The organism is Pseudarthrobacter sp. 05T312, from assembly GCF_056396685.1.
Genome location: NZ_JBFTLY010000005.1, coordinates 90,103 through 111,206 on the forward strand (window position 1 = coordinate 90,103; position 21,104 = coordinate 111,206).

A 21,104-nucleotide genomic window follows, 5' to 3' on the forward strand; every position below is an offset into this window, starting at 1 on the left:
AAGACGGGTGCGGGCGTAGTCAGGAAGGACTGTCCGCAACCTGCCCCTCCTGCCGGTGCTGCGCCAGGGACTGCAGCCACTCTATGGTGGCGTCAGTGACCGGGTGGGCGGCCCCCAGCGACTCAAGGAACTCCCGTACCTCAACCATCTCCGCTTCCCTCCGGACGGCATGCAGCCGAGTCCCCTCAAGCAACCGCGCTACCAGCGCATCGCCTGACGGGCCAAGTTCCGCTGCGATCTGGCTGATGATCCAGTCTTTTGCCCCGGCCGCCTCGGCGGCCGTGACCGCCTCCAGCACAGCCGCGGCCAGCCCCTTCATGAACACGCTGCGGAGCAGCTTCCGGCCGGCCGCAGCACCGGCTTCGCCGCCCGCGCCGGCCGCCGGAATACCCCATCCGGTGAAGAGTGACAGCAGAGCATCGGCCCCCGTGCCGCTAATCAGCAGGGGCGAATTGATCCGCCCGCGGGGAACGGGCGCCAGGATGGCGACGTCGGCGAACAGGACTCCGCCCCTGGCGGCCCGTTCCGCGAGCTGCCGCTTTTGGCCCGGTGCCACGGTGTTCAGGTCCGCGAAGATGGCTTCCGGGTGCATGGCGGCCAGCGCCTCCGCAAGGACGGTGTCCGCCGCGGTGCCGCCCACCAGGCTGATCACCAGGCCGGCGCCGGCCACCGCTTCGCTGACACCAGGAGCCCGCAGCACCCCTGGCGGGACTGCCTGGACCACCGGGTCCGTCCCCGTCACCCGCAATCCACGGCCGGCCAGGTCCTCGGCATAGATGCTCCCGGCTTCCCCCAGGCCCAGGACGGCAACAGCGGGGCCGGCCGTTTCCGCCTGCCTAGCGGCCACCGGCGGCAGCGGTCCGCCAGCCGCCGTGGTATTCGGTTCGGGCTGTCACCGCATAGGGGGCGGGGCTGACGACGGCCCGGACACTGATCTGTTCATGCGGTTCCACGGTGGTCTTCCGGGATCCGCCGTCGGGTTCGCCCCAGACAACCCGCACCTCGGTACCGATCTCCACGTTGGGGTCCACCGTGGCCAGCGAGAGGCCGCGGCGTTCGTTGGCCGTCACGCCGGTGAAGAGCGACAGGCCCACCCCCGTCCCGTCGGCGTCGATGACGGAGTCGTAGTTGGACGACCCATAGTTGGCGTTGGGGACGTCGAAGAACTGGTAGCCGGGCTTGTCGCGGTCCAGGAACGATGCCCAGATGGCGGCCAGGTCCTCGTCGTTCCAGGCGAGGGTGACCTTTTTCCGCTGCGCGGCGGGGTCGATCTGCTGGAGGGCGTCCCTGCCAATGAAGTCGTGGTCGAATTTCACGAAGGAGCCATAACCCAGCTCCCAGGGGGTCAGGTAGTAGTCCTCGATGTTCCCGGAGACAAACGAGCCGGCGAGCGCGTTGACCGCTTCATAGCTGGTTGCCGGCAGCCATTCACGGTAGGCGCGCTCGGCGTCGCTGCTGTAGATGGCCGGCAGCGGAGAGGGGATCCAGCCCGATTCCAGCGTGTTTGAGGAGTAGGCCCGCGACCCGCACGGTTCGAGGCCGAACTCAGCCCCGGCCTCGAGCACGGCATCCCGGATCTTCCCGTGCTGTTCGTAGGGTCCCCAGATTTCCAGCCCCGGGGCTCCCGCCATGCCGTGGCGCAGCGTGCGGACCTGCTCTCCGGCGATGCCCAGGTGGCCCATGTGGAAGAACTTCACCTGCTCCAGGGTCCCGCCGTTGAGCTTTTCGATGATCTGCCAGGCGCTGGGGCCCTGGATCTGGAAGCGGTAGTACTTCCGGCTGACTGCCTGGCCGTAGGGGCGTGACGGCGACCTGTCATCGTAGGTGCATTCGACGTCGTATCCGCCGGTTTCGGCATGGAACTGGAGCCAGTTCGCAGCCGGCGCGCGGCCCACGTAGACGAATTCCTGCTCTTCCAGGTGGAACAGGATGCCGTCGCCGATCACCCCGCCGTTGGAGGCCGTGGGCACGAACTGCTTGGCCGTGTTGACCGGGAAGTTGGCGAAGCTGTTGATTCCGGTGTCCGAGAAGAGCTTCAAGGCATCGGCGCCCTTCACGAAGAAGTTGACCATGTGGTGGGACTGGTCGTAGAGGACTGCCGTTTCACGCCACGCGCGCTGCTCGCGCCGCCAGTTGGTGAACTCTGCCGGGACCACCGGATAGATGTAGGTGCCAAGTTGGGAATTGCGCAGCAGTTCGACGGTGCTGCCCGCCGCATCGAGCACGTCCTGCAGGGATTTCGGGGCCATGGGCTGTTCTCCTTCGGTTCAGGGGTGGCGCAGTTCAGTGGGTGGCGCGGTAACTCTCGCGTGCGTATTGCACGAAGGGAGCGGGGGCGACGGTGGCCCGGATGGGGTCCTGCCGGTGGGGTTCCACCTGCAGCTTGGCGGAGTTGGGCTCTTCGCCCCAGAGCACGGTGACGTCGGCGCCGTCCTCCAGTCCGTCCACCGCCGCCAGGGAAACAAAGGAGTGCTCGTTGGCGATGTAGCCGCAGTCAAAGGACTGGCCCACCGTTACGCCACCCTGGAGCACCCGGTCCACCTGGAACAGGGCGTAGCGGGCCTTTGGCATGTCGATGTACTTGGCGGGAAGCCCGGGACGCAGGAGGGAACCCATCACGTCCTGGACGTCGTCCGGGTTCCAGACGAGTGTCACCTTGCGGCGGGAGGTTGTGCGGGAGAGCGCCTCCAGCGCCTCACGGCCCACGAAGTCGTGGTCGAATGCGACGGAGCGGCCGTACCCGAGCTCGTACGGGGTCAGGAAGTAATCCTCGATGTCCACTGAATCGAAACTTCCGCCGAGTGAACCGGCCGCTGACGCCGGGAGCCATTCGCGGTAGCCGCGCAACCGTTCGTCCGTAAAGACCGCCGGCACGGGCGAGGGCACCCACCCGGACTCAAGGTTCGCCGTCGAGTAGCCTTTAGCCCCCACCTGGGTCAGCCCGAACTCCCCGCCGGCCTGCAGCAACGCGTCCCTGACGCGTTCGCCCTCTGCCCAGGGGCCGAACAGCTCATAGCCGGGCTGCCCGGCCATGCCGTGCCGGATGGCCCGGACCTGCAATCCGGCGATGGGGAGGTGCCCCATGTGGAAGAAACCGAGCTGCGGCACAGGGGCGCCGGTGAGTTTTTCGACGAGGGCCAGGGCGGTTGGCCCCTGGAGCTCGTAACGGAACAGCCGGGGGTCACCGGCGCGGACGATCGAGTTTCCGTCCCGGGAGACCTCAACATCGTGGCCTCCGGTTTCGGCGTGGTACTGCACCCAGTCGATGGCCATCGGGTGACCCACCAGGTTGAAGGACTGTTCGTCGAGGTGTGCCAAAATGGCGTCCCCGATGAGCTGCCCTGAATGGTTTACCGCGATGAACTGCTTGGCACGGTCTACCGGAAAGTTCGCGAAAGAATTCACCGCGAGCCCGCGCAGCAACCCTTCCGCGCCCGGTCCGGAGAGGAAGAGATCGGTCATGTGGTGCGACTGGTCCAGGAGGGCACAGGCTGTACGCCAGGAATTCTGCTCGGAGCGCCAGTTGCTGAACTCGGCCCGCACGGGAAAAACGTGGGGGCTGGCCGGGGAATCGCGTAAAAGCTGGACCGGTGAAGCCGCCTGGTCCAGCGCCTCCTGCAAAGACCCGGTCACTGCGAAATGCCTGTCACTGCGAACTCCATCGTTCGGTCCACGGCGGAGAGCAGCCCCGGACGTCCAGTACCAACACGATTGCTAACAAAATTGTATCGGATGTCTTGACCAAAGTTCCAGAGCATGGTTTTCTGGCACTGTCCGCCGGAAAGGACTGACCATGGGCCGCCCAGGCACCATGCCCGCCGTGGAACGCGAGGGTGCACATGCCCGATACAGAGGGGATCCCCTGCCTCCTGATGCGGGGCGGGACCTCCAAGGGTGCGTTGTTCCTGGCGTCGGACCTGCCTGCCAACCCCGCAGAACGCGACGACCTGCTGCTACGGATCATGGGCTCCCCTGATCCCCGCCAGGTGGACGGACTTGGTGGAGCGCACCCTTTGACCAGCAAGGTTGCCGTCATCGCGCCGTCTCCTGACGCCGACGCCGACGTGGACTACCTGTTCCTCCAGGTGTCTGTAGACACCGCACTTGTCAGCAGCCGGCAGAACTGCGGCAACATCCTCGCCGCCGTGGGGCCCTTCGCGGTGGAGCGGGGCCTGGTGCAGCCCTCCGATGGCCACACCGAGGTGCGCATCCGGATGGTGAACACCGGCAGCATGGCCACCGCGCGGTTTGCCACCCCCGGCGGCGTGGTGGATTACCACGGCGGCCCGGCGGCAGGCGGTGCGGTGGCGATCGATGGCGTTCCGGGGACGGCCGCAGCCATCCGGCTCAATTTCGAGGGCACGGCGGGGTCTTCGACCGGCGCCCTGTTCCCCACGGGCAACGTGGTGGACCGCGCGGAGGGCGTGGACCTCACCTGCGTTGACAACGGAATGCCCACCGTCCTGATGCGTGCCGCCGATCTGGGCATCACCGGGAACGAGGCCCCTGCAGCCCTCGAGGCCAATGAAGGCCTGGCACAACGGCTGGCCGGGATCCGCCTCGCCGCGGCGGACCTGATGGGCATGGGCGATGTCAGCGCTGCCACCGTGCCCAAGCTGGTGCTGCTGACGCCGCCACGGGAAGGGGGCGCCATTGCCACCCGCAGCTTCCTTCCCGTCCGGGTCCACACCTCCATCGGGGTGCTGGGAGCACTCACCGTCGCGGCCGGGGTCCTGGCCGCAGGATCCGTGGGCCATGACCTGGCCGCGCTCCCTTCGCCGGGGGAACCCTTCCGGGTGGAACACCCCACCGGGCACTTCGACGTCGAAGTGGCCATCGATTCCACCCCGGACGGCTACACCGTGACCCGCTCCACCGCCCTCAGGACGGCACGGAAGATTTTCGAAGGACGTGTCTTTCCGCGCCCGCGCCCCTGACGCCTGCCCAACGACCCCCTTTAGAGAGGACAGTTTCATGACCGGGTATACCTCGTTCGACGTCGCCCACCTGGGAAACGTGGAACTGCTGACCCCCGTCTTCGAGGAAAGCCTGTGGTTCTTCCGCGACCTGCTCGCCATGCGCGTCGTGGCGGAGACCGGCAGCGGCGGCACGAAGTCCGCCTACCTTCGCACCTGGGACGAATACCAGCGCTACACCCTCAAGCTCACCGCCTCGGCCGATGCCGGCGTCGGGCGCACCACCTTCCGGACCACCAGCCAGGAGGCCCTGGAGCGCCGGGTCGCGGCCATCGAAGCCACCGGCCTGGGCATCGGCTGGGAAGAGGGTGAGGTGGGAACCGGGCCCACCTACTCCTTCCGGGACCCCGACGGGCACCTCATGGGCATCTATTACGAAACCGAGCGGTACGTGGCCACGGACGACAAACCCGCCCTGAAGAACCAGGCCTCGGCCTTCCCCGGCCGGGGCGTCAACGCCCGGCGGCTGGACCACATCAACTTCCTGGCCAAGGACGTGGTGGCCAACGGGGAGTTCGTGGCCCACGCGCTGTGCGGGCGGGAGAGTGAACGCATCCGGCTCGACGACGGCGGATACGCCGCCTGGTGGTTCCACTTCAACAACAAGTCCTACGACATCGTCTACTCCGACGACTGGCTCAAGCACGGCAACCGGCTCCACCACGTGGCATTCGCCCCCGATACCCGCGAGGACATCCTGAAGGCCGCGGACATCTTCCTTGAAAACGGCATCCACATCGAATCCGGTCCACACAAGCACGCCATCAACCAGACGTTCTTCCTCTACGTCTGGGAGCCCGGCGGCAACCGGATCGAACTGGCCAACGCCGGCGCCCGCCTGCTGCTGGACCCGGACTCGCCGGTGGTGGAGTGGAACCAGGAGGAGCGCCGGAAAGGGCAGGCCTGGGGCATGAAAACCATCGAGACGTTCCATACGCACGGAACGCCGAACGTCCGCCAGTGAGAAAATTAAGGGATCCCGGCAGTACCGCACAGAGAGGTGCATCATCATGACCAATACAGTGGACACGTCAGCCCCGGTGACCACCGGCCTCTTCATCGGAGGCGCCGAACGCCAGGCCGCCGCCACCATGGACATTGCCGATCCGGGCAAGCCCGGCACAGTGGTGGGCCACGCCGCGGCTGCCGGCCCGTCAGACGTCCAGGATGCCATCGCCGCGGCAAAGTCGGCCTATCCCGGATGGGCAGCGCTGGGTGCACAGGAGCGCGCGGACCGGATGCGGCAGGCACTGGAAGGCATCGCGGACTTCCGCGACGAGGATGCCGCCATCCTCTCGCAGGAAAACGGCAAGATCCGCATGGAAGCCTGGGTGGACTCGCTGGTGTTCGAGATCAGGTGGAACCTCGCGCTGGAACTGGCTCCCGACGTCGACACCGCCAAGGTGCTGCCGCCCGCGCCCGGAATTCCCGTCTCCACCTCGGTCACCTTCCAGCCCCTGGGAGTGGTGACGGTTATCGTGCCGTTCAACTGGCCCATCGCCATCCTTGCGGCCTCGCTGCCGCACGCGCTGCTGGCGGGGAACACGGCGATTGTGAAGCCGCCACCCACGGCGCCGCTGGCGACGACGCGCGTGGTCCAGCGGATTGCCGAAAAGCTGCCGCCGGGGGTGCTGAACGTGGTGACCGGCAAGGACGCGGACATGGCCGAGCTCATTACCAGCCCGGATATCGCCAAGGTCTGCTTCACGGGAAGCGTGGGCGGCGGCAAGCGCATCATGGAAATGGCCGCGAAGTCACTCACCCGGGTGACGCTTGAACTCGGCGGGAACGACGCCGCCGTTATCCTCGCGGACGCGGTCCTTGACGACACCCATCTGGACCGGCTCTATGCCGCGATCTTCGATACCACCGGCCAGATCTGCATGAACGCGAAGCGGGTCTATGTGCACCGTTCGCGACTGGACGAGGTGGTGGCGGGCCTCTCGCAGCGGCTGGAAAAGGCGGTCATTGGCTACGGGCTCGACGACGGGACCACCATGGGTCCGCTGCACTCCCCCGTGCAGAAGGCCTTCGTGGCTGAGCTCATCGAGGAGGCCAGGGAGGCGGACGCGGATGTCAGGGAGTTCGGCACCCTTCCGGCGGACCCTGAACTGCACGGCGGGAACTTCCTGCGCCCGGCACTCGTCATCGATCCGGACCCCTCACTGAGGGTTGTCACCCAGGAACAGTTCGGGCCGGTCATCCCCCTGATCCCGTTCGACACGGAGGACGAGGCGGTGGAGGCGGCGAATGCCACCTGGGCGGGCCTGTGCGGTTCGGTATGGACCGCCGACCCGGCAGCGGCCGGCCGCGTAGGCGGCAGGCTGGTCTGCGGCTACGTCTGGGTGAACGACCACGGCGCAACCCGGCTGGACCTGCGGGCGCCTTTCGGCGGCATGAAGCAGTCCGGCATGGGCCGGGAACAGGGCATCGAAGGGGTCCGGGCCTTCCAGGACACCCGCGCCATCGCTTATCTGGAACCGGACGCAGCACAAGGGTAGGGCCTGCGGGCATTAAGGGAGCAGGTATCCCTAAATAGCTATCGACATTACCTATGTACATAGGTAATCTTGGAGGCGGGTGCACCGCTGCATCCGCCGAAAGGACGACCTGATGGCGACTCGAACCATGCCCGCCCCCAACCGGGCAGCATCCCTGGAACTCATCAAGAACTTCTCGCTGGAGATGACCGGCAAGGACATTCCTGCCCTCATCGAGGCAAAGGACAGCATTCCGCCGGGCACCCGCATCAACGTCACCTTCCTCGGCAACGAGGACCTGGAGATGCGGCTGGCCGCGGCCAAGGCCGCCCGGGACCTGGGCTTCGTCCCGGTACCGCATGTTTCGGCGCGCCGGCTGGCCTCGAAGGGGGACCTGGAGGAATTCCTCCGGCGGCTGCGGGAGGTGGACGCCGCCGATCATCTGTTCGTGGTGGGCGGCGACCCCGCAGAACCGGAGGGCCCGTACGGTGACTCCCTGGCCTTGGTGAACACCGGCCTCCTGCAGCAGTACGGGGTCCGGGAAGTGGGAATCGGCGGATATCCGGAAGGCCATCCGGACATCCGGAAGGAAGACCTTTGGCGTGCCTTGGAGGACAAGTCCGCAGCCCTTTCCGCGCAGGGCCTCGAGGCCTCCATCATCACGCAGTTCGCCTTCGACACCGCGCCGGTTGCCGCGTGGATCGACGAGGTCCGGGCCAGGGGCATCCAGGCTCCCATCCGCGTGGGCACGCCGGGCCCGGCCGGAGTCAAGCGGCTCCTCGGTTTCGCACGCCGCTTCGGGGTGGGAGCCAACGCCATGATCGTGAAGAAATACGGCTTCTCGCTGACCAACCTGATGGGTGACGCCGGCCCGGACCGGTTCGTCAACGATCTGGCCGCCGTACTGGCAGACCGCGCACCAGGGCAGGACCACCACCTCCCGGCGCAGGTGGGGCTTCACTTCTACACCTTTGGCGGCCTGCTGGCCACGGCCAACTGGGTCCGGCACTTCACCGAAGAGGGCTAGGGCGGCAAGCCATGGTCCTGCACACCGAATCCCGCAAGGACCAGTCCTGCCTGATCGTCTACGGGCCGGACCGGCCGGGCATCGTGGCTGCGGTGGCCGCCCTGGTGACCCGCAACAGGGGAAACATCGTGTCCCTGGACCAGTACTCCAGTGATCCTTCGTCGGGTGATTTCTTCCAGCGGGTGGTCTTCAACCGGCCGGACCTGTCCGCCGCGATGCCCGAGATCGAGGCCGACCTCGCCGGGACGCTCACGCCACTGGGGCTCGCCTGGACGCTGACCGACCGCTCCATCCCCAAGCGCATGGCCATCCTGGTATCCACCTCAGACCACTGCCTGCTCGAACTCCTGTGGCGGCACCGGAGGGGTGAACTGCCGGTGACCATCCCCATGGTGATCTCAAACCACACCAACACGGCGGAGGACGTGCGGTCCTTTGGCGTCCCGTTCTTCCACGTCCCCTCCGCCGGGACGGACAAGGCCGCGGCCGAGGCCCAGATCCTGAAGCTGCTGGAAGGGAACGTGGACTTCGTGGTGCTGGCCCGGTACATGCAGATCCTGTCCCCCGGATTCCTGGACGCGGTTTCCGTGCCGCTGATCAACATCCACCACTCCTTCCTACCTGCGTTCGTGGGCGCCGCGCCCTACCGCAAGGCGAAGGACCGGGGCGTCAAGCTGATTGGCGCCACCTCGCACTACGTGACCAAGGACCTGGACGAGGGGCCGATCATCGAACAGGACGTGGCCCGGGTGACGCACGCCCATTCAGCGCTGGACCTGCAGGCGCGGGGCGCCTACGTGGAACGCGCAGTGCTCTCCCGCGCCGTCCAGTGGCATGCCGAAGACCGGGTCATCCGGCACGGCAACCAGACCATCGTCTTCTAACGACCCACCAACAATCCGATACAGAACAAGAGGTTCAACGTGGCACCGAAAAACCTGCAGGAAGTCCTCGACGCGTCGAAAGGGGCCGTGGACCTCCTCCGCAACTCCCAGATTGGCTCCTACATCTACCCGGTGGTGCCGGCAGACTTCCAGAACTGGATCAAGGAGCAGACCGCCTGGCGGCAGACGGCAGTGCTGTACGACCAGTCCCACCACATGGACAACCTGTTCTTGAAGGGCCCGGACGCCATCAAGCTGATCACGGCCACCGCCATCAACTCCACCGCCGTGTTCCCGGTGAACAAGGCCAAGCAGTACGTGCCCACCACCGAGTCCGGGCATGTCATCGGGGACGGCATCCTCTTCCACGAGGCGGAGGGCGAATACGTGTACGTCGGCCGCTCCCCGGCAGCCAACTGGCTGCTCTACCACGGCGAAACCGGCGGCTACCGGGACCTGGACATCACCGTGGACCGGCGCTCACCGTCGCGGCCGTACGGCCACGGGGTCTCGCGGCAGTACTACCGCTTCCAGATCCAGGGACCCAACGCCTGGCAGGTGATCGAAAAACTCAACGGCGGAACCCTGGAGCAGCTCAAGTTCTTCAACATGTCCACCATGACCATTGCCGGCACCACCGTCCGTACCCTGCGGCACGGCATGGCCGGCGCACCGGGACTGGAGGTGTGGGGACCGTACGCGGACCATGACCGCATCCGTGACGCGATCGTGGACGCCGGAGCCGAGTTCGGGCTGGTCCCCGTCGGCTCCCGGGCGTACCCGTCCAACACGCTTGAATCGGGGTGGATCCCGTCTCCACTTCCGGCCATCTACACCGGCGAAGCGGAGCGCGGTTACCGTGAATGGCTGCCGGCAGATGGCTACGAAGCCACCGGGACCCTGGCGGGATCCTTCGTGTCCGGGAACATCGAGGACTACTACCTGACCCCGTGGGAGCTGGGCTACGGCTCGTTCGTGAAGTTCGACCACGACTTCATCGGTCGGGACGCACTCCAGAAGATGGACCCCGCCGCCCAGCGCAAGAAAGTCACCCTGGCCTGGGATGCCGAAGATGTCACCTCCATCTTCGCGTCGCTGTTCAACGTGGACGGCCCCAGCTACAAGTTCTTCGACCTGCCCCTGGCAAACTACGGCTCGGCCAACTATGACTCCGTAGTGGACGCCGACGGGACCGTGGTGGGCTACTCGATGTTCACCGGCTACAGCGCCAACGAACGCCGCGCCCTCTCGCTCGCAACGATTGATCCCAACGTCCCCGAGGGCACGGAACTGAAGGTCGTGTGGGGTGAGCCCAACGGCGGCACTGCCAAGGCCGCCGTCGAACCCCATGCGCAGACCGAGGTGCGGGCCGTGGTCAGCCCCGTGCCCTACTCCACCGTGGCCCGCGCCACGTACCACGGCGGGTGGCGGACGAACTACCAGTCGGCCTAGGCTGGGGACCCCGGAGTGCGGGGGCGAGTGCGCCCCCGCACCTTCCTTGAGCCCTTGGAGGAGTACCGCATGAGCCTTCGGTACGCGCTGCTTGCGCTGCTGCGCGTGGGCCCGCTGTCAGGCTACGAACTGCAGAAGCAGTTCTCCATGTCTGTGGGGCACGTGTGGCACGCCCCCGACTCGCAGATCTACCCCGAGCTGCGCAAGATGGAGGCGGAAAACCTCATCGAAGGTGAGGAGCAGCCCCGGGGCCAGCGCGCCACCCGGCGGCTGTACCACGTGACGGATACCGGTAACCAGGCCTTCCTCGATTGGATGCAGACCCCCCTGGAGTACGCCCGGGTCCGCGACCCTGCCCACCTGCGGGCCGCCTACCTTGAAGCGGCGTCGCCGGAAGCCGCCCGGGCGTTCTTCCGCCGGCACAAGGACCAGTGGGAGTCCGAACTCGCCCAATGGGAAGGTGAACTCCAGCGCATCGACCAGGTGGACAACCCAATGCTGGTGCGCCGCCTGGCCGTGACGGATCCGGCCGACCGTGAACGGACCATCGCTTTTAAGAGGTTCACCTACGAGGGCCTGGTGGACCGGGCCCTCGTGGAGATCGCGTGGGCCCGGCGCGGGCTTGAACTGGTGGACGCCCTGGAATCCGGGGGCGGCGCCCGGCCGGAGCCGAGCGCCGCCCGCGCTTAGCGGAAACCCGCCCTAGTCAGCCAAAGTTCTCGGCCGTTGCGTAACCCTTGCCGTTGTACTTCTGCACCACCACCGAGGACACTGCTGGCTGGCCGTCCACCGTAGTGTTGACCGACGTACCTTCCAGCATCAGCGGCGCCTTGAGGTCCTTGATGTCCCGCAGCGCGGTCATGAAGCTGTCCCGGGTGGGTTCCTTCATGTTCTGGAACGCCTTCTCAAGGGTGGCGCCCACCATGTAGCTCCACATGCAGTGCGGGAAGGCCGGCATGTCCGGGTAGTTCCCGTACTTCTTGAGTTCATCAAGGAATTTCACGACGTCGGGGTCCTGGGCGAATGCCGGGCTCTGCGGCGCCTTCGCGAAGGACACCGAGTAGATGCCGGGGTAGGCGGCGCCGCCGCCGGGCTCAAGGATCGCAGTGGGGCTGGACGTATTGGAGGGCAGGAACCAACTGGGCTTCCAGCCGATCTGCTGCGCCTTCTGCAACGAGGCGATGGTCAGCGGCGTGATGGACATGGCGTTGAAGAAAACGTCCGCCCCGGAGGAGGCCAGCTGGGTGAGCTGGGCATCCACGGACGTGTCGGTGGCCTCGTAGGTCTGCTCCCCCACCACCGAAATGTTGGATGCTCCCTGGATGGCTTCCTTGAAACCGGCCACGTAGCCCTTGCCGTAGTCATCATTCTGCGACAGGATGGCCACCTTGTGCTGCGCGCCCGACTTCGCCAGGAGCTTGCCGAAGGCGGCCCCCTCATTCTGGTAGACGGGCACGAAGCCCAGCTGCCACGGGCTCTGCTTCCGGTCGCTGAAGAGCGGGTCGCCGGTCATCACCAGCACCTGCGGGACTTTCTGGCTGATCGCGGCGTCGCGGAAAGCACGGTTGGTGGGTGTGCCCAGGCCGGCCGTGGCGGCAAAGACGTTGTCCGACACCATCTGCTGGAAGTTGGCCAGCGACTTTTGCGGATCGTAGGCGTCGTCGTAGGACTTGATGTTCACGGTGCGCGTCTTGCCGTCGCCAAACTTCACGCCGCCGGCGGCGTTGGCGGCACCGAAGTAGGCCGAGACCCCGGCTACCGTGCACTTGCCCGGCCCGGCGGTGGCACCGCTGAGGGGGGTGGTGATGCCAAGCGTGATCGCCGAGTCCGTGATCCCGGGTGAGGACGCAGAACCCCCGCCGCCCTGGCCGCCGCTATCGCCCCTGCAGCCGGACAGGGAGAGCGCGAGGGCGGCTGTCACGGCAACGATGCCAAGGACCCCGCCGGGCTTCTTTCTCATGTTCATGGTCCATCTTGCCTCTCTGTTTGTTCATGTCCCTCCGGCGCATCGTCCGGTACCGGACGGTGCGCTGGAGCGGTCTGCTGGGAAGTCTCCCGGGTTGGGCCGGCGGAGGACCGCCGGCCCGTGGAGCGGCCGGCGCCGGTCCGGCGGGCCAGCCGGCGCATCACCCGGGGCACGCTCACCAGGCCGCCGGGCAGCAGGAACAGCACCGCGAGAAGGAGGGCGCCCTGGCTGACGGTGGTGAGGTTGGGATCTATGGCGTTAGTCAACTGCGGGACGAAGACGTAGTAGGCACCGCCAAGGAGGGACCCGGCAATGCTTCCCGAACCGCCGATCACCATTGCGGCCAGGAGGCTGATGGAGTGGCCGAAGCTGAGGGTCTCAGGCGAGGTGTACTGTACGGCGGCGAGGTACAGGAAACCGCTGGCACCGCCGAAGATGGAGGCGATGGTGAAGGCAAGCACCTTGGTCCGGTAGGGGGAAATGCCCATGGAGGCGGCCACAGCCTCGTTTTCCCGGACGGCCGCGAACGCCCGCCCGTACTTGCCCCGGACCAGGCTCCGCGCCAGCAGGAAGGCCGCGGCCGCCACCACCAGGACGATGTAGAACTGCCACTGGTCGTTGTCCAGCCCGGACCAGTCCGGGGCATCCGTGAACCGTGCGGAGATTCCCTGCGAGCCGCCGGTGAATTCGGAAAGGCGCTTGGCCAGGGGTACCCCGACGATGGGCAGGGCGATGGTGACCATCGCGATGGCCAGGCCACCCAGGCGTGCGGCCGCGAGCGCCACCAGGAGCCCCACCACACCGGCCACGGCGCACGCCGCGACGAACACCAGCAGGATGTTCCAGCCATGGTTGACGCCGTAGGCGGTGACATACGCGCCCAGCCCCACGAAGAAGATCTGCCCCAGGTTGACCTGGCCGGTATAGCCCATGACGATGTTCAGCCCGAGCACCGCCACCGCATAGACGCCGATACGGACCAGCGTCTGGTTCGCAAAGGCCGGCAGGGCCAACGGGGCCACGATCAGCACTAAGGCCACGACGGCGGCGAGCAGTATCCGGACCCATGGCTTGCGTGCAGCGGCGGCAACGGCGTTCATCAGACCCTCACCACGACCTTTCTGCCGAACAGGCCCTGGGGACGGACGATGAGGATGACGAAGATCAGCGCGAACGGCACGGCGATTTTGAGGTCGTGGCCAATGAAGGGCACGTAGACGGCCACCAGGTTTTCCAGCACACCGATTGCGGATGCCGCCACCACGCAGCCGATGGGACTGGTCAGGCCGCCGAGGATCACGGCGGCGAGCGCGTAGACCAGGGCGGTGTCCAGCATCCCGGGCGTCAAGGTCAGCTGCGGAGCCACCAGGACGCCGGCAATCGCCCCCAGGGTGGCGGCAAGTCCCCATCCGACCATGAGCAGGCGGCCCACCGGCAGGCCGGAAAAAGCGGCCGACGCCGGGTTGTCGGCAACGGCGCGAAGGGCCAGTCCCAGCTTGGTGCGCAGGAAGAGCAGTTGCAGGACCACCATGATCACAACGATGGTCACGGCGGTGGCAAGGGACCTGACGCTGACGACGGCCCCGAGGATTTCAACGCTGGTCAGCGGGAAGAGTGACGGGAACCCCAGGTTGTTGTAGCCCCAAAGGACTGCGCAGATGCCGGTCACCAGGGTGAGCAGGCCGATGGTCACCACCACTGCGGTGTCCGGATCTCCCCGCTCAAACCGCCGGATCAGGAAGCGTTCCACCAGTGCGCCGAAGAGGAAGGACAGGAAAATGGCAATGATGATGGCCAGGATGAGCGGCAGGCCGAGCTGCACGAACACGTAGGCGATGTAGGCGGACAGCACCGCCATGCCGCCCTGCGCGAAGTTGATCAGGCCGGTGGCCTGGTTCACCAGCACGATGGCCAGGGCCAGGGCCGCGTAGATGGAGCCGGTGGCGAGGCCGTCGACGACGAGTTGGATGAAGGTTCCCATACGCTCAGCCCCCCAGGTAGGCGCGGCGGATTTCGTCCATGCCCTTGAGTTCGGCCGAGGTTCCGGTGAGGACGTTCCGGCCCGTTTCCAGGACGGTAGCGGTGTCCACCAGGGAGAATGCGAGGTTCGCATTCTGTTCCACCACCAGCATGGCGATCCCGGATTCGAGCCGCAGCCGCCGGATGGCCTGGTAGACCGTCTTGGCGGTGCTCGGCGCCAGCCCCAGCGAGGCTTCGTCCAGGAGCAACAGTTTGGGTTTGGCCATGAAGGCGCGGCCAACCGCGAGCATTTGTTGTTCGCCGCCCGAAAGTGCCGCTGCCCGCGAGCCAACCCTGTCCTGCAGTTGCGGAAACAGGTCCAGGCAGTAGTCGATGTCGCCGGCGATGGCCTTCCGGTCCTTGCGCAGGTAGGAGCCCACCATCAGGTTCTCCCGCACGCTCAGCTGGCCCAGGGTGCCGCGGCCTTCGGGTACGTGCGCTATGCCCAGTGCTGCCACCTGGTCCGGCCGGAGGCCCCTGATGTCCCGGCCATCGAACCTGATGCTGCCGCCGGTCCGGACGCTGCCGCTGATGGCCCGGAGCGTGGTGGTTTTGCCTGCCCCGTTCGCGCCCAGGATGCCTACGGATCCGCCCTCCGGGACGCTGAGGGAGACTCCCTCCAGGACCTGCACGGGGCCGTACGACGCTGTGACGCCGGTAAGTTCAAGCAGCGTCATCCGCAGCGTCCTTTCCGATGTAGGCCTCAATGACGCGGGGGTCGGATTGGGCCTCCGCCGCGGTTCCCGACATCAGTTTCCGCCCGTGGTCCAGGACCACTACCTGGTCCGTCAGCGCCGAAATAAGTCCCATGTGGTGCTCCACGATGATGATGGTGAGGTCCTGCTCGGCGCGGAGACGCTTCACGGTGGCGATGAGCTGTTCAACCTCCCCGTGCGACAGACCCGCTGCCGGTTCATCGAGAAGGAGCAACGAGGGCCTGGAAAGCAGAGCCCGCCACAGCTCAACGCCCTTATGGAGCCCGTGGGACAGTTCGTCGGCGGGCACGTCCGCCGCCCATCCCAGCCCGGCGTTGGCAAGGAGGTCGAGCGCCTCGGCGCGGACGGCGCGCTCGGCACGGAGGGTGTACGGCATCCGCAGCGCCCACGAGACCGGGCCGCCGGGCAGCCGCGTGTGGCCGCCGAGAAGCACGTTCTGCAGGACCGTGGCGTTTAACTGGAGCGCCGGATGCTGGAAGGTGCGGGCGAGTCCAAGGCGTGCCATCCGCGACGGGGCGCTGCCGGACACCTCGTTTCCGTCGATGGAAATCGAACCGGAGCTTGGCCTGTAGTGGCCGCTGATGCAGTTGAACAGGGAGGTCTTTCCGGCACCGTTCGGACCCACAAGGCCGAAGATCACGCCGGGCTCGACGTCGAAACTGACGTCCTGCAGCACCTTGACCCCGCCGAAGTGCAGGCTGACGTCCTTGAGGCTCAGGCTCGCGGCCACCCTGTACCTTCCTGTCGCATCATCGCTAGGAATGGGTGCAGTTGATCACCACTGCACGAAACCGACGGTACGGATCGCGGACGAAATTGTCAACGATTTTGCACTCGGCTTGCGCCTTGGACTCCAGCCGCCTCTCAGCCGCCCGCAACAGACTGGATGACCAGCACTTCCTGGCCTGGCACCACCTCGGTTTCCAGGCCCTGCAGCCGCCGCACCTCGTCGCCGTCGACATAGATGTTGACGAATCTGCGCAGCGCCCCGGTCTCGTCCCGGAGCCTGCGTCCCAGCACGGCATGGTCTGCGGCCACGGCATCGAGCAGGCGGCGTATCGTTACGGGCCCGTCGGCCGGTGTGGACAGCACGGACTGCCCGCCGGCCAGGGGCTGCAGGACGCTGGGCAACAGCAGCGAAATCTCAGCCACCGGCCACCACTGCCGCCCGGACGCAGAGGACGTCCGGCAGGTGGGACGCTACTTCCATGAACGACTCCCCCTCGTCAGCACTCGCGTAGACGGTCCCGCCCCGCGTGCCGAAGTAGACCCCGGCCGGTTCCGCCGTGTCCACCGATGCGGCATCCCTGAGCACGCTGTTGTATTCCTGCTCGGGGAGTCCGGCGCTGAGCCGCGTCCAGGTGTTCCCGGCGTCGTTGGTGCGGTGGACGGCGAGCCTTCCGTCCGGAGGGATGCGTTCGCCGTCGGCCTTCAGCGGCACCACCCAGGCGGTGCCGTCCCGGCGCGGATGCGTCAGCATCACGAAGCCGAAGTCGGCCGGCAGGCCGTCGGCGATGGAGTTCCAGCTGTCGGCATTGTCATCGGTCCGGTAGACCCCGTGGTGGTTCTGTGCGTAGAGGCGTCCTTCGACGGCGGCGTCCGCGGCAATCTTGTGCACGCACTGGCCGAACTCCGGGTTGGGGTCCGGCATGAAGTAGGCCGAGATGCCCTTGTTGCGCGCTTCCCAGGACGACCCACCGTCCACTGAGCGGTACACACCGCCGGTACTCATGGCCACGTGCACGGTTTCGCCGGCGGGGTCCACCACGATCGAATGTGCCGCCGCACCGCCGTAGCCTGCTCCCCACTCACTGCGGTGCGGGTGGTCCCACAGGCCCCGGTTCAACTCGAAGTGCTCGCCGCCGTCGGTCGATTTCCACACGGAGATGGGCTCCGCTCCGGCCCATACCACCCCGGGCCGGGATTCGGCGTCCGGGTAGATCTGCCATACGCGCTCCAGGGCGGCGCCGGTGTCGCCGGGAAAGGTGATGGCGCCCTGCTCCGGTTCGGACCAGGTGGCACCGAGGTCATCGGAGTGTGCAACGGTCGGTCCCCAGTGCGGGCTGCGGACTCCCACCAGGATCCTGGTGCGGCCTTCCCGGGTATCGATTCCGATGCTGGGGATTTCGGCCATGAAGAAATGGGGGCCGGTAAAGGACCACTCCTGCCGGTCGCGGCTCGTGGCGAGCCACAGGCCTTTCTTGGTGCCGATTGCCAGGATGAAGGATTCTGCCGCCGTTGCCATGCGGACCATGCAACCACCGCAGTGGCCAAGGCGCAACGGGTACAGGCCCCCTTCAGCTCCCGAACTGCCGGCGGTCGGGGGTTAGTCCACGAATTCCGACTGGGTCTCGATGAAGTCCCAGTCCGCGGCGGTCAGTACAGCAGCGGGGTTGCCGGGGTGCGGACCGCCCGCCTCCGCGATCCCCTGGAGCACCGGAAGCGGCAACTCCAGCGTGCGGAGGTTCTGCCGCAGCCACTCTTTGCTGGCCAGGTCCAGGTCCAGCCACCACATGTAGATTTCCACGATTCCCCCTCCCTGCTTCAGTTAAAACGGTAGGCCCGGCCCCAGCGGCGGACAAGGGCCCGTGGCGGAAGCAGGTGGCGTGGGCCGGCTTTAGGGTACTGGCAGGTAACTTGGGCCGCCAGCCCCCGGAAAAGACGAGTACCCCCTACTGGCGACTGGCCCGGCCGGCGTCCCTAGCCTGAAATCTCATAGCAAGCTGACCGTGCTGCTGGGGCATACGGCGAAACCGCTGGCCGTCCCCGCCATGGTCCGTTTCACGAACAGACATGGGGAGAAGACATGAAACGCACCTTAGCCACATTTGGGGCGGTGGGGCTTGGCCTTATGAGCCTCACAGCACCTGCCATCGCCGCTTCCGCCCCAGTGGTAGTCAGCCAGCCTGGCGGAAGCACCCTGATACCGCTGGAATTCAATGTCAACAGCGCAGGCGGGAACGGCAACGGCGGGACCAACAACGCCGGCGGAGGCACCGACAACGGCGGCGGCAACGGCGGAACCAACAACGGCGGCGGCAACGGCAACGGCGGAACCAACAACGGCGGCGGCAACGCCGGCGGCAACGGCGGAACCAACAACGGCGGCGGCAACGCCGGCGGCAACGGCGGAACCAACAACGGCGGCGGCAACGGCAACGGCGGAACCAACAACGGCGGCGGCAACGGCAACGGCGGAACCAACAACGGCGGCGGCAACGGCAACGGCAACGGCGGATCCAACAACGGCGGCGGCAACGGCAACGGCGGATCCAACAACGGCGGCGGCAACGGCAACGGCAACGGCAACGGCGGATCCAACGGCGGCGGCAACACCGGCGGAGGCGGCACCGACACCGGCGGCGGAGGCACCGACAACGGCGGCAACACCGGCGGCGGCAACGCTGGCGGCAACGGCAACGGCGGATCCAAYAACGGCGGCGGCAACGGCAACGGCGGAACCAACAACGGCGGCGGCAACACCGGCGGCGGCAACGCTGGCGGCAACGGCGGCGGCGGCAACGGCGGAACCAACAACGGCGGCGGCAACGGCGGAACCAACAACGGCGGCGGCAACGGCAACGGCGGATCCAACAACGGCGGCGGCAACGGCAACGGCAACGGCGGCGGCAACACCGGCGGCGGAGGCACCGACAACGGCGGCAACACCGGCGGCGGAGGCACCGACAACGGCGGCAACACCGGCGGCAACACCGGCGGCGGCAACGGCGGAACCAACAACGGCGGCGGCAACGCCGGCGGCAACACCGGCGGCGGCAACGGCGGAACCAACAACGGCGGCGGCAACACCGGCGGCGGCGGAGGCACCGACAACACCAACGTCTCGGCGACTTTGACCCAGGCGGCCGCCCCCAAGGCAGCCCCTAAGGCTGCTCCCGCCGCAGCCCCCGTCAGTGTGGGAACCAACCAGGGCTACAACGCCCAGACAGCCGTGGCGGCTGACAGCACACCCGGCTGGCTTGCGGGCCTCGGAGCACTGGCTGCCGCAGGAGCGCTCGTGGGTTTACGCCGTCGGCCACGTCCACTGCACATCACCCGCTAGCCCACAATCCGCCACCCTGGTGGCTTACAGACAAGGAAGGCGCCCTGCCAGTGCCCGGCAGGGCGCCTTCCTTCCTTTCCACCGACCACCCGTGAGGAAGTGTCATGCCACAGGACCGACGCCGGCACGCAGCGCCCGGGCGACGCATCGCCACTTGGCAGCGGTGGAACAGGGGCGATCTGGCCATCCTTTGCTGCGGCGTCCTCACCTTCCTGTCGTTTACGGCGGGCGCACCCCTCTTCCATGAGGCACCCGAGCTGACGGTCCCCGGCATCTCCACTTCGGCTCCCGGTGTCCGCGCCGCCGCTGCGCCTGCCGGGGCAGCGGCCCCGATGGCGGAGACCGGCATGCCGCAGGCAACCGCAACCGCGACGGCCCAGCCCCAGCCAGTGGTGACCCCAGCGCCGGAAGCACCCGTCCTGCCGCCGGCTGCCCAGCCGATCCACATTCGTTACCCGGCCGCCGCCTTCGACGTGCCCCTCCATCCGCTGGACCTGGACGGCGAAGCCCAATCCAGCCGCACCATCGAGCCACCCGCCACCAAGGACGGCTACTGGCTTTCGGCCTTCGGCACTCCAGGCCAGGGATCCGGCAATACCACTTACGTCATAGGCCACAGCTGGGAAGGTGCGGATGCCCCCTTCAACCATTTGAGCTCGGCGGCCGCCGTTGGTGACCGGTTTGATGTTGAGACTGCGGCCGGAACCATCAGCTACCACGTGGACAGCGTTACCACCTACGTGAAGTCCGGCCTCAAGGACAGCCCCGTCTGGGACATGGTGCCCAACCGCCTGGTCCTTATCAGCTGCTTTACCGAGGACCCGTGGGGCAAGAACGTCGTGGTCACCGCTTCCCCGGCTGCCCCCTAGCACCTGGCCCGGGCAAACCCGGCAGATCCGGGGCCAATGTACCTGTTCACACCGCCTTCGGTTGCCGGACAATGGGCAGCATGACGTGGGAACAATTCGACGGGGCTCCCCTGCTGGTGGGCATCGTGCCGAAACAGCACCCGGAGGTCATCCAGACGGCGGCCGTCCTCGCTGCCCGGCTGGCGGCACCCCTGGTCTGCGCGTATGTGGATGAAGCCAGCTACCTCGTGGAATGGGATCCGGCCCGCTCCGCCCATCGCCTGTCCCGGCACCCGGATGCAAATGCGGACGACGACATGCTGGCACTGACTGCGGAGCTGAAAGCACAGGTCCAGTCCACCCTTGACGAACTGCCGGCGGGTGGCGGACCGCCTGAATGGTCCTTCCGCACCCTCACCGGTGATCCTGCCCGCGCCCTGGGGCAACTGGCCGCCGAAATGGACGCGCCCCTGATCATTGTGGGGACTTCGGAACGGGGATTTACCCATCGCCTCTCGGAAGCCCTCAGCGGCTCCGTGGGAACCTGGCTCAGCCACCACCAAAGCCGGCCCGTGCTGGTGGTTCCCTACCGGATGCCCGCCCATGAGGACCGGCCATGAGTCGTGCGGTGGGGCAAAACGCCCTCCTTTAGGGTCCGGCTAAGTAAAGCGAA

At 67.0% G+C, this 21,104-nt stretch carries 21 protein-coding genes; 10 read left to right on the forward strand and 11 right to left on the reverse strand.

All coding sequences use genetic code 11. The annotated features are described in order from the left end of the window. Positions 1–19: 19 nt before the first annotated feature. From AC1DIP_RS09520 to AC1DIP_RS09530, 3 genes are read right to left on the reverse strand one after another with little or no spacing between them, the layout of a single operon-like run. Positions 20–847, reverse strand: a complete 828-nt coding sequence (locus AC1DIP_RS09520; RefSeq protein WP_477733584.1) for a DUF1932 domain-containing protein — start codon at positions 845–847, stop codon at positions 20–22. Continuing rightward, the gene (gene ligM, locus AC1DIP_RS09525; protein WP_477733585.1) at positions 837–2,249 is read right to left on the reverse strand and encodes a vanillate/3-O-methylgallate O-demethylase; all 1,413 of its coding nucleotides are present in this window, start codon (positions 2,247–2,249) and stop codon (positions 837–839) included. The genes AC1DIP_RS09520 and ligM (AC1DIP_RS09525) overlap by 11 nt, the downstream gene beginning before the upstream one ends. Before the next feature lie 34 nt (positions 2,250–2,283). After that, positions 2,284–3,633, reverse strand: coding sequence for an aminomethyl transferase family protein (locus AC1DIP_RS09530; RefSeq protein ID WP_477733586.1), 1,350 nt, complete (start codon positions 3,631–3,633; stop codon positions 2,284–2,286). 206 nt (positions 3,634–3,839) lie between these two features. Here AC1DIP_RS09530 and AC1DIP_RS09535 point away from each other — a divergent pair, with 206 nt between their 5' ends. The 7 genes from AC1DIP_RS09535 to AC1DIP_RS09565 all read left to right on the forward strand — a co-directional run bounded on the left by AC1DIP_RS09535 (position 3,840) and on the right by AC1DIP_RS09565 (position 11,509). Then, positions 3,840–4,937 (forward strand): 4-oxalomesaconate tautomerase, encoded by a 1,098-nt coding sequence (locus tag AC1DIP_RS09535; protein WP_477733587.1) that lies wholly within the window; start codon positions 3,840–3,842, stop codon positions 4,935–4,937. A 37-nt stretch (positions 4,938–4,974) separates the two neighbouring features. Beyond that, positions 4,975–5,940: a VOC family protein gene (locus AC1DIP_RS09540; protein WP_476208073.1), complete on the forward strand. Its 966-nt coding sequence runs from the start codon at positions 4,975–4,977 to the stop codon at positions 5,938–5,940. 46 nt (positions 5,941–5,986) lie between these two features. After that, positions 5,987–7,477 carry an aldehyde dehydrogenase family protein gene (locus AC1DIP_RS09545; RefSeq protein WP_476208074.1) on the forward strand — a complete coding sequence of 497 codons (1,491 nt, stop codon included), beginning with the start codon at positions 5,987–5,989 and terminating at the stop codon, positions 7,475–7,477. A 112-nt stretch (positions 7,478–7,589) separates the two neighbouring features. Next, positions 7,590–8,483, forward strand: coding sequence for a methylenetetrahydrofolate reductase (locus tag AC1DIP_RS09550; protein WP_476208076.1), 894 nt, complete (start codon positions 7,590–7,592; stop codon positions 8,481–8,483). Positions 8,484–8,494: 11 nt separating this feature from the next. Further along, positions 8,495–9,367, forward strand: a complete 873-nt coding sequence (gene purU, locus AC1DIP_RS09555; RefSeq protein WP_476208077.1) for a formyltetrahydrofolate deformylase — start codon at positions 8,495–8,497, stop codon at positions 9,365–9,367. A gap of 39 nt (positions 9,368–9,406) precedes the next feature. After that, on the forward strand, positions 9,407–10,819 hold the full coding sequence (ligM, locus tag AC1DIP_RS09560; RefSeq protein ID WP_477733588.1) for a vanillate/3-O-methylgallate O-demethylase: 1,413 nt from the start codon (positions 9,407–9,409) through the stop codon (positions 10,817–10,819). A 69-nt stretch (positions 10,820–10,888) separates the two neighbouring features. Further along, entirely contained in the window at positions 10,889–11,509 is a 621-nt protein-coding gene (locus tag AC1DIP_RS09565) for a PadR family transcriptional regulator (RefSeq protein ID WP_477733589.1), read from the forward strand. Positions 11,510–11,525: 16 nt separating this feature from the next. On the opposite strand, the gene AC1DIP_RS09570 is transcribed toward AC1DIP_RS09565, so the two are convergent. The 8 genes from AC1DIP_RS09570 to AC1DIP_RS09605 form a co-directional block, all read right to left on the reverse strand. Continuing rightward, positions 11,526–12,779, reverse strand: a complete 1,254-nt coding sequence (locus tag AC1DIP_RS09570; protein WP_476208083.1) for an ABC transporter substrate-binding protein — start codon at positions 12,777–12,779, stop codon at positions 11,526–11,528. A gap of 2 nt (positions 12,780–12,781) precedes the next feature. Continuing rightward, positions 12,782–13,885 carry an ABC transporter permease subunit gene (locus tag AC1DIP_RS09575; RefSeq protein ID WP_476208085.1) on the reverse strand — a complete coding sequence of 368 codons (1,104 nt, stop codon included), beginning with the start codon at positions 13,883–13,885 and terminating at the stop codon, positions 12,782–12,784. Further along, entirely contained in the window at positions 13,885–14,766 is an 882-nt protein-coding gene (locus tag AC1DIP_RS09580) for an ABC transporter permease subunit (RefSeq protein WP_476208086.1), read from the reverse strand. The genes AC1DIP_RS09575 and AC1DIP_RS09580 overlap by 1 nt, the downstream gene beginning before the upstream one ends. Positions 14,767–14,770: 4 nt before the next feature. Then, positions 14,771–15,481 (reverse strand): ATP-binding cassette domain-containing protein, encoded by a 711-nt coding sequence (locus AC1DIP_RS09585; RefSeq protein ID WP_476208088.1) that lies wholly within the window; start codon positions 15,479–15,481, stop codon positions 14,771–14,773. After that, a complete protein-coding gene (locus AC1DIP_RS09590; RefSeq protein ID WP_476208090.1) occupies positions 15,468–16,250 on the reverse strand; it encodes an ATP-binding cassette domain-containing protein in 783 nt (260 codons plus the stop codon). The genes AC1DIP_RS09585 and AC1DIP_RS09590 overlap by 14 nt, the downstream gene beginning before the upstream one ends. 134 nt (positions 16,251–16,384) lie before the next feature. Beyond that, positions 16,385–16,672, reverse strand: coding sequence for a MoaD/ThiS family protein (locus AC1DIP_RS09595; protein ID WP_477733590.1), 288 nt, complete (start codon positions 16,670–16,672; stop codon positions 16,385–16,387). Further along, a complete protein-coding gene (locus AC1DIP_RS09600; RefSeq protein ID WP_476208092.1) occupies positions 16,665–17,774 on the reverse strand; it encodes a WD40/YVTN/BNR-like repeat-containing protein in 1,110 nt (369 codons plus the stop codon). Before AC1DIP_RS09600 ends, AC1DIP_RS09595 begins: the two co-directional genes overlap by 8 nt. A 72-nt stretch (positions 17,775–17,846) precedes the next feature. After that, on the reverse strand, positions 17,847–18,047 hold the full coding sequence (locus AC1DIP_RS09605) for a hypothetical protein (RefSeq protein ID WP_476208094.1): 201 nt from the start codon (positions 18,045–18,047) through the stop codon (positions 17,847–17,849). A gap of 279 nt (positions 18,048–18,326) precedes the next feature. Here AC1DIP_RS09605 and AC1DIP_RS09610 point away from each other — a divergent pair, with 279 nt between their 5' ends. From AC1DIP_RS09610 to AC1DIP_RS09620, 3 genes are all read left to right on the forward strand, one after another. Then, a complete protein-coding gene (locus tag AC1DIP_RS09610) occupies positions 18,327–19,583 on the forward strand; it encodes a hypothetical protein (RefSeq protein WP_477733591.1) in 1,257 nt (418 codons plus the stop codon). Positions 19,584–19,687: 104 nt separating this feature from the next. Continuing rightward, the gene (locus tag AC1DIP_RS09615) at positions 19,688–20,452 is read left to right on the forward strand and encodes a class F sortase (protein WP_477733592.1); all 765 of its coding nucleotides are present in this window, start codon (positions 19,688–19,690) and stop codon (positions 20,450–20,452) included. An 80-nt stretch (positions 20,453–20,532) separates the two neighbouring features. After that, entirely contained in the window at positions 20,533–21,051 is a 519-nt protein-coding gene (locus AC1DIP_RS09620) for a universal stress protein (protein ID WP_477733593.1), read from the forward strand. Positions 21,052–21,104 lie beyond the last annotated feature (53 nt).

Bases quoted from the DNA above. Each gene is read 5' to 3' on its own strand.
- AC1DIP_RS09585 (WP_476208088.1), bottom strand. From the start codon at position 15,481: ATGACGCTGCTTGAACTTACCGGCGTCACAGCGTCGTACGGCCCCGTG.
- AC1DIP_RS09575 (WP_476208085.1), bottom strand. From the start codon at position 13,885: ATGAACGCCGTTGCCGCCGCTGCACGCAAGCCATGGGTCCGGATACTG.
- ligM (WP_477733585.1), bottom strand. From the start codon at position 2,249: ATGGCCCCGAAATCCCTGCAGGACGTGCTCGATGCGGCGGGCAGCACC.
- AC1DIP_RS09565 (WP_477733589.1), top strand. From the start codon at position 10,889: ATGAGCCTTCGGTACGCGCTGCTTGCGCTGCTGCGCGTGGGCCCGCTG.
- AC1DIP_RS09620 (WP_477733593.1), top strand. From the start codon at position 20,533: ATGACGTGGGAACAATTCGACGGGGCTCCCCTGCTGGTGGGCATCGTG.
- AC1DIP_RS09600 (WP_476208092.1), bottom strand. From the start codon at position 17,774: ATGGTCCGCATGGCAACGGCGGCAGAATCCTTCATCCTGGCAATCGGC.
- AC1DIP_RS09580 (WP_476208086.1), bottom strand. From the start codon at position 14,766: ATGGGAACCTTCATCCAACTCGTCGTCGACGGCCTCGCCACCGGCTCC.
- purU (WP_476208077.1), top strand. From the start codon at position 8,495: ATGGTCCTGCACACCGAATCCCGCAAGGACCAGTCCTGCCTGATCGTC.
- AC1DIP_RS09535 (WP_477733587.1), top strand. From the start codon at position 3,840: ATGCCCGATACAGAGGGGATCCCCTGCCTCCTGATGCGGGGCGGGACC.
- AC1DIP_RS09540 (WP_476208073.1), top strand. From the start codon at position 4,975: ATGACCGGGTATACCTCGTTCGACGTCGCCCACCTGGGAAACGTGGAA.
- AC1DIP_RS09615 (WP_477733592.1), top strand. From the start codon at position 19,688: ATGCCACAGGACCGACGCCGGCACGCAGCGCCCGGGCGACGCATCGCC.
- AC1DIP_RS09550 (WP_476208076.1), top strand. From the start codon at position 7,590: ATGGCGACTCGAACCATGCCCGCCCCCAACCGGGCAGCATCCCTGGAA.
- AC1DIP_RS09545 (WP_476208074.1), top strand. From the start codon at position 5,987: ATGACCAATACAGTGGACACGTCAGCCCCGGTGACCACCGGCCTCTTC.
- AC1DIP_RS09570 (WP_476208083.1), bottom strand. From the start codon at position 12,779: ATGAGAAAGAAGCCCGGCGGGGTCCTTGGCATCGTTGCCGTGACAGCC.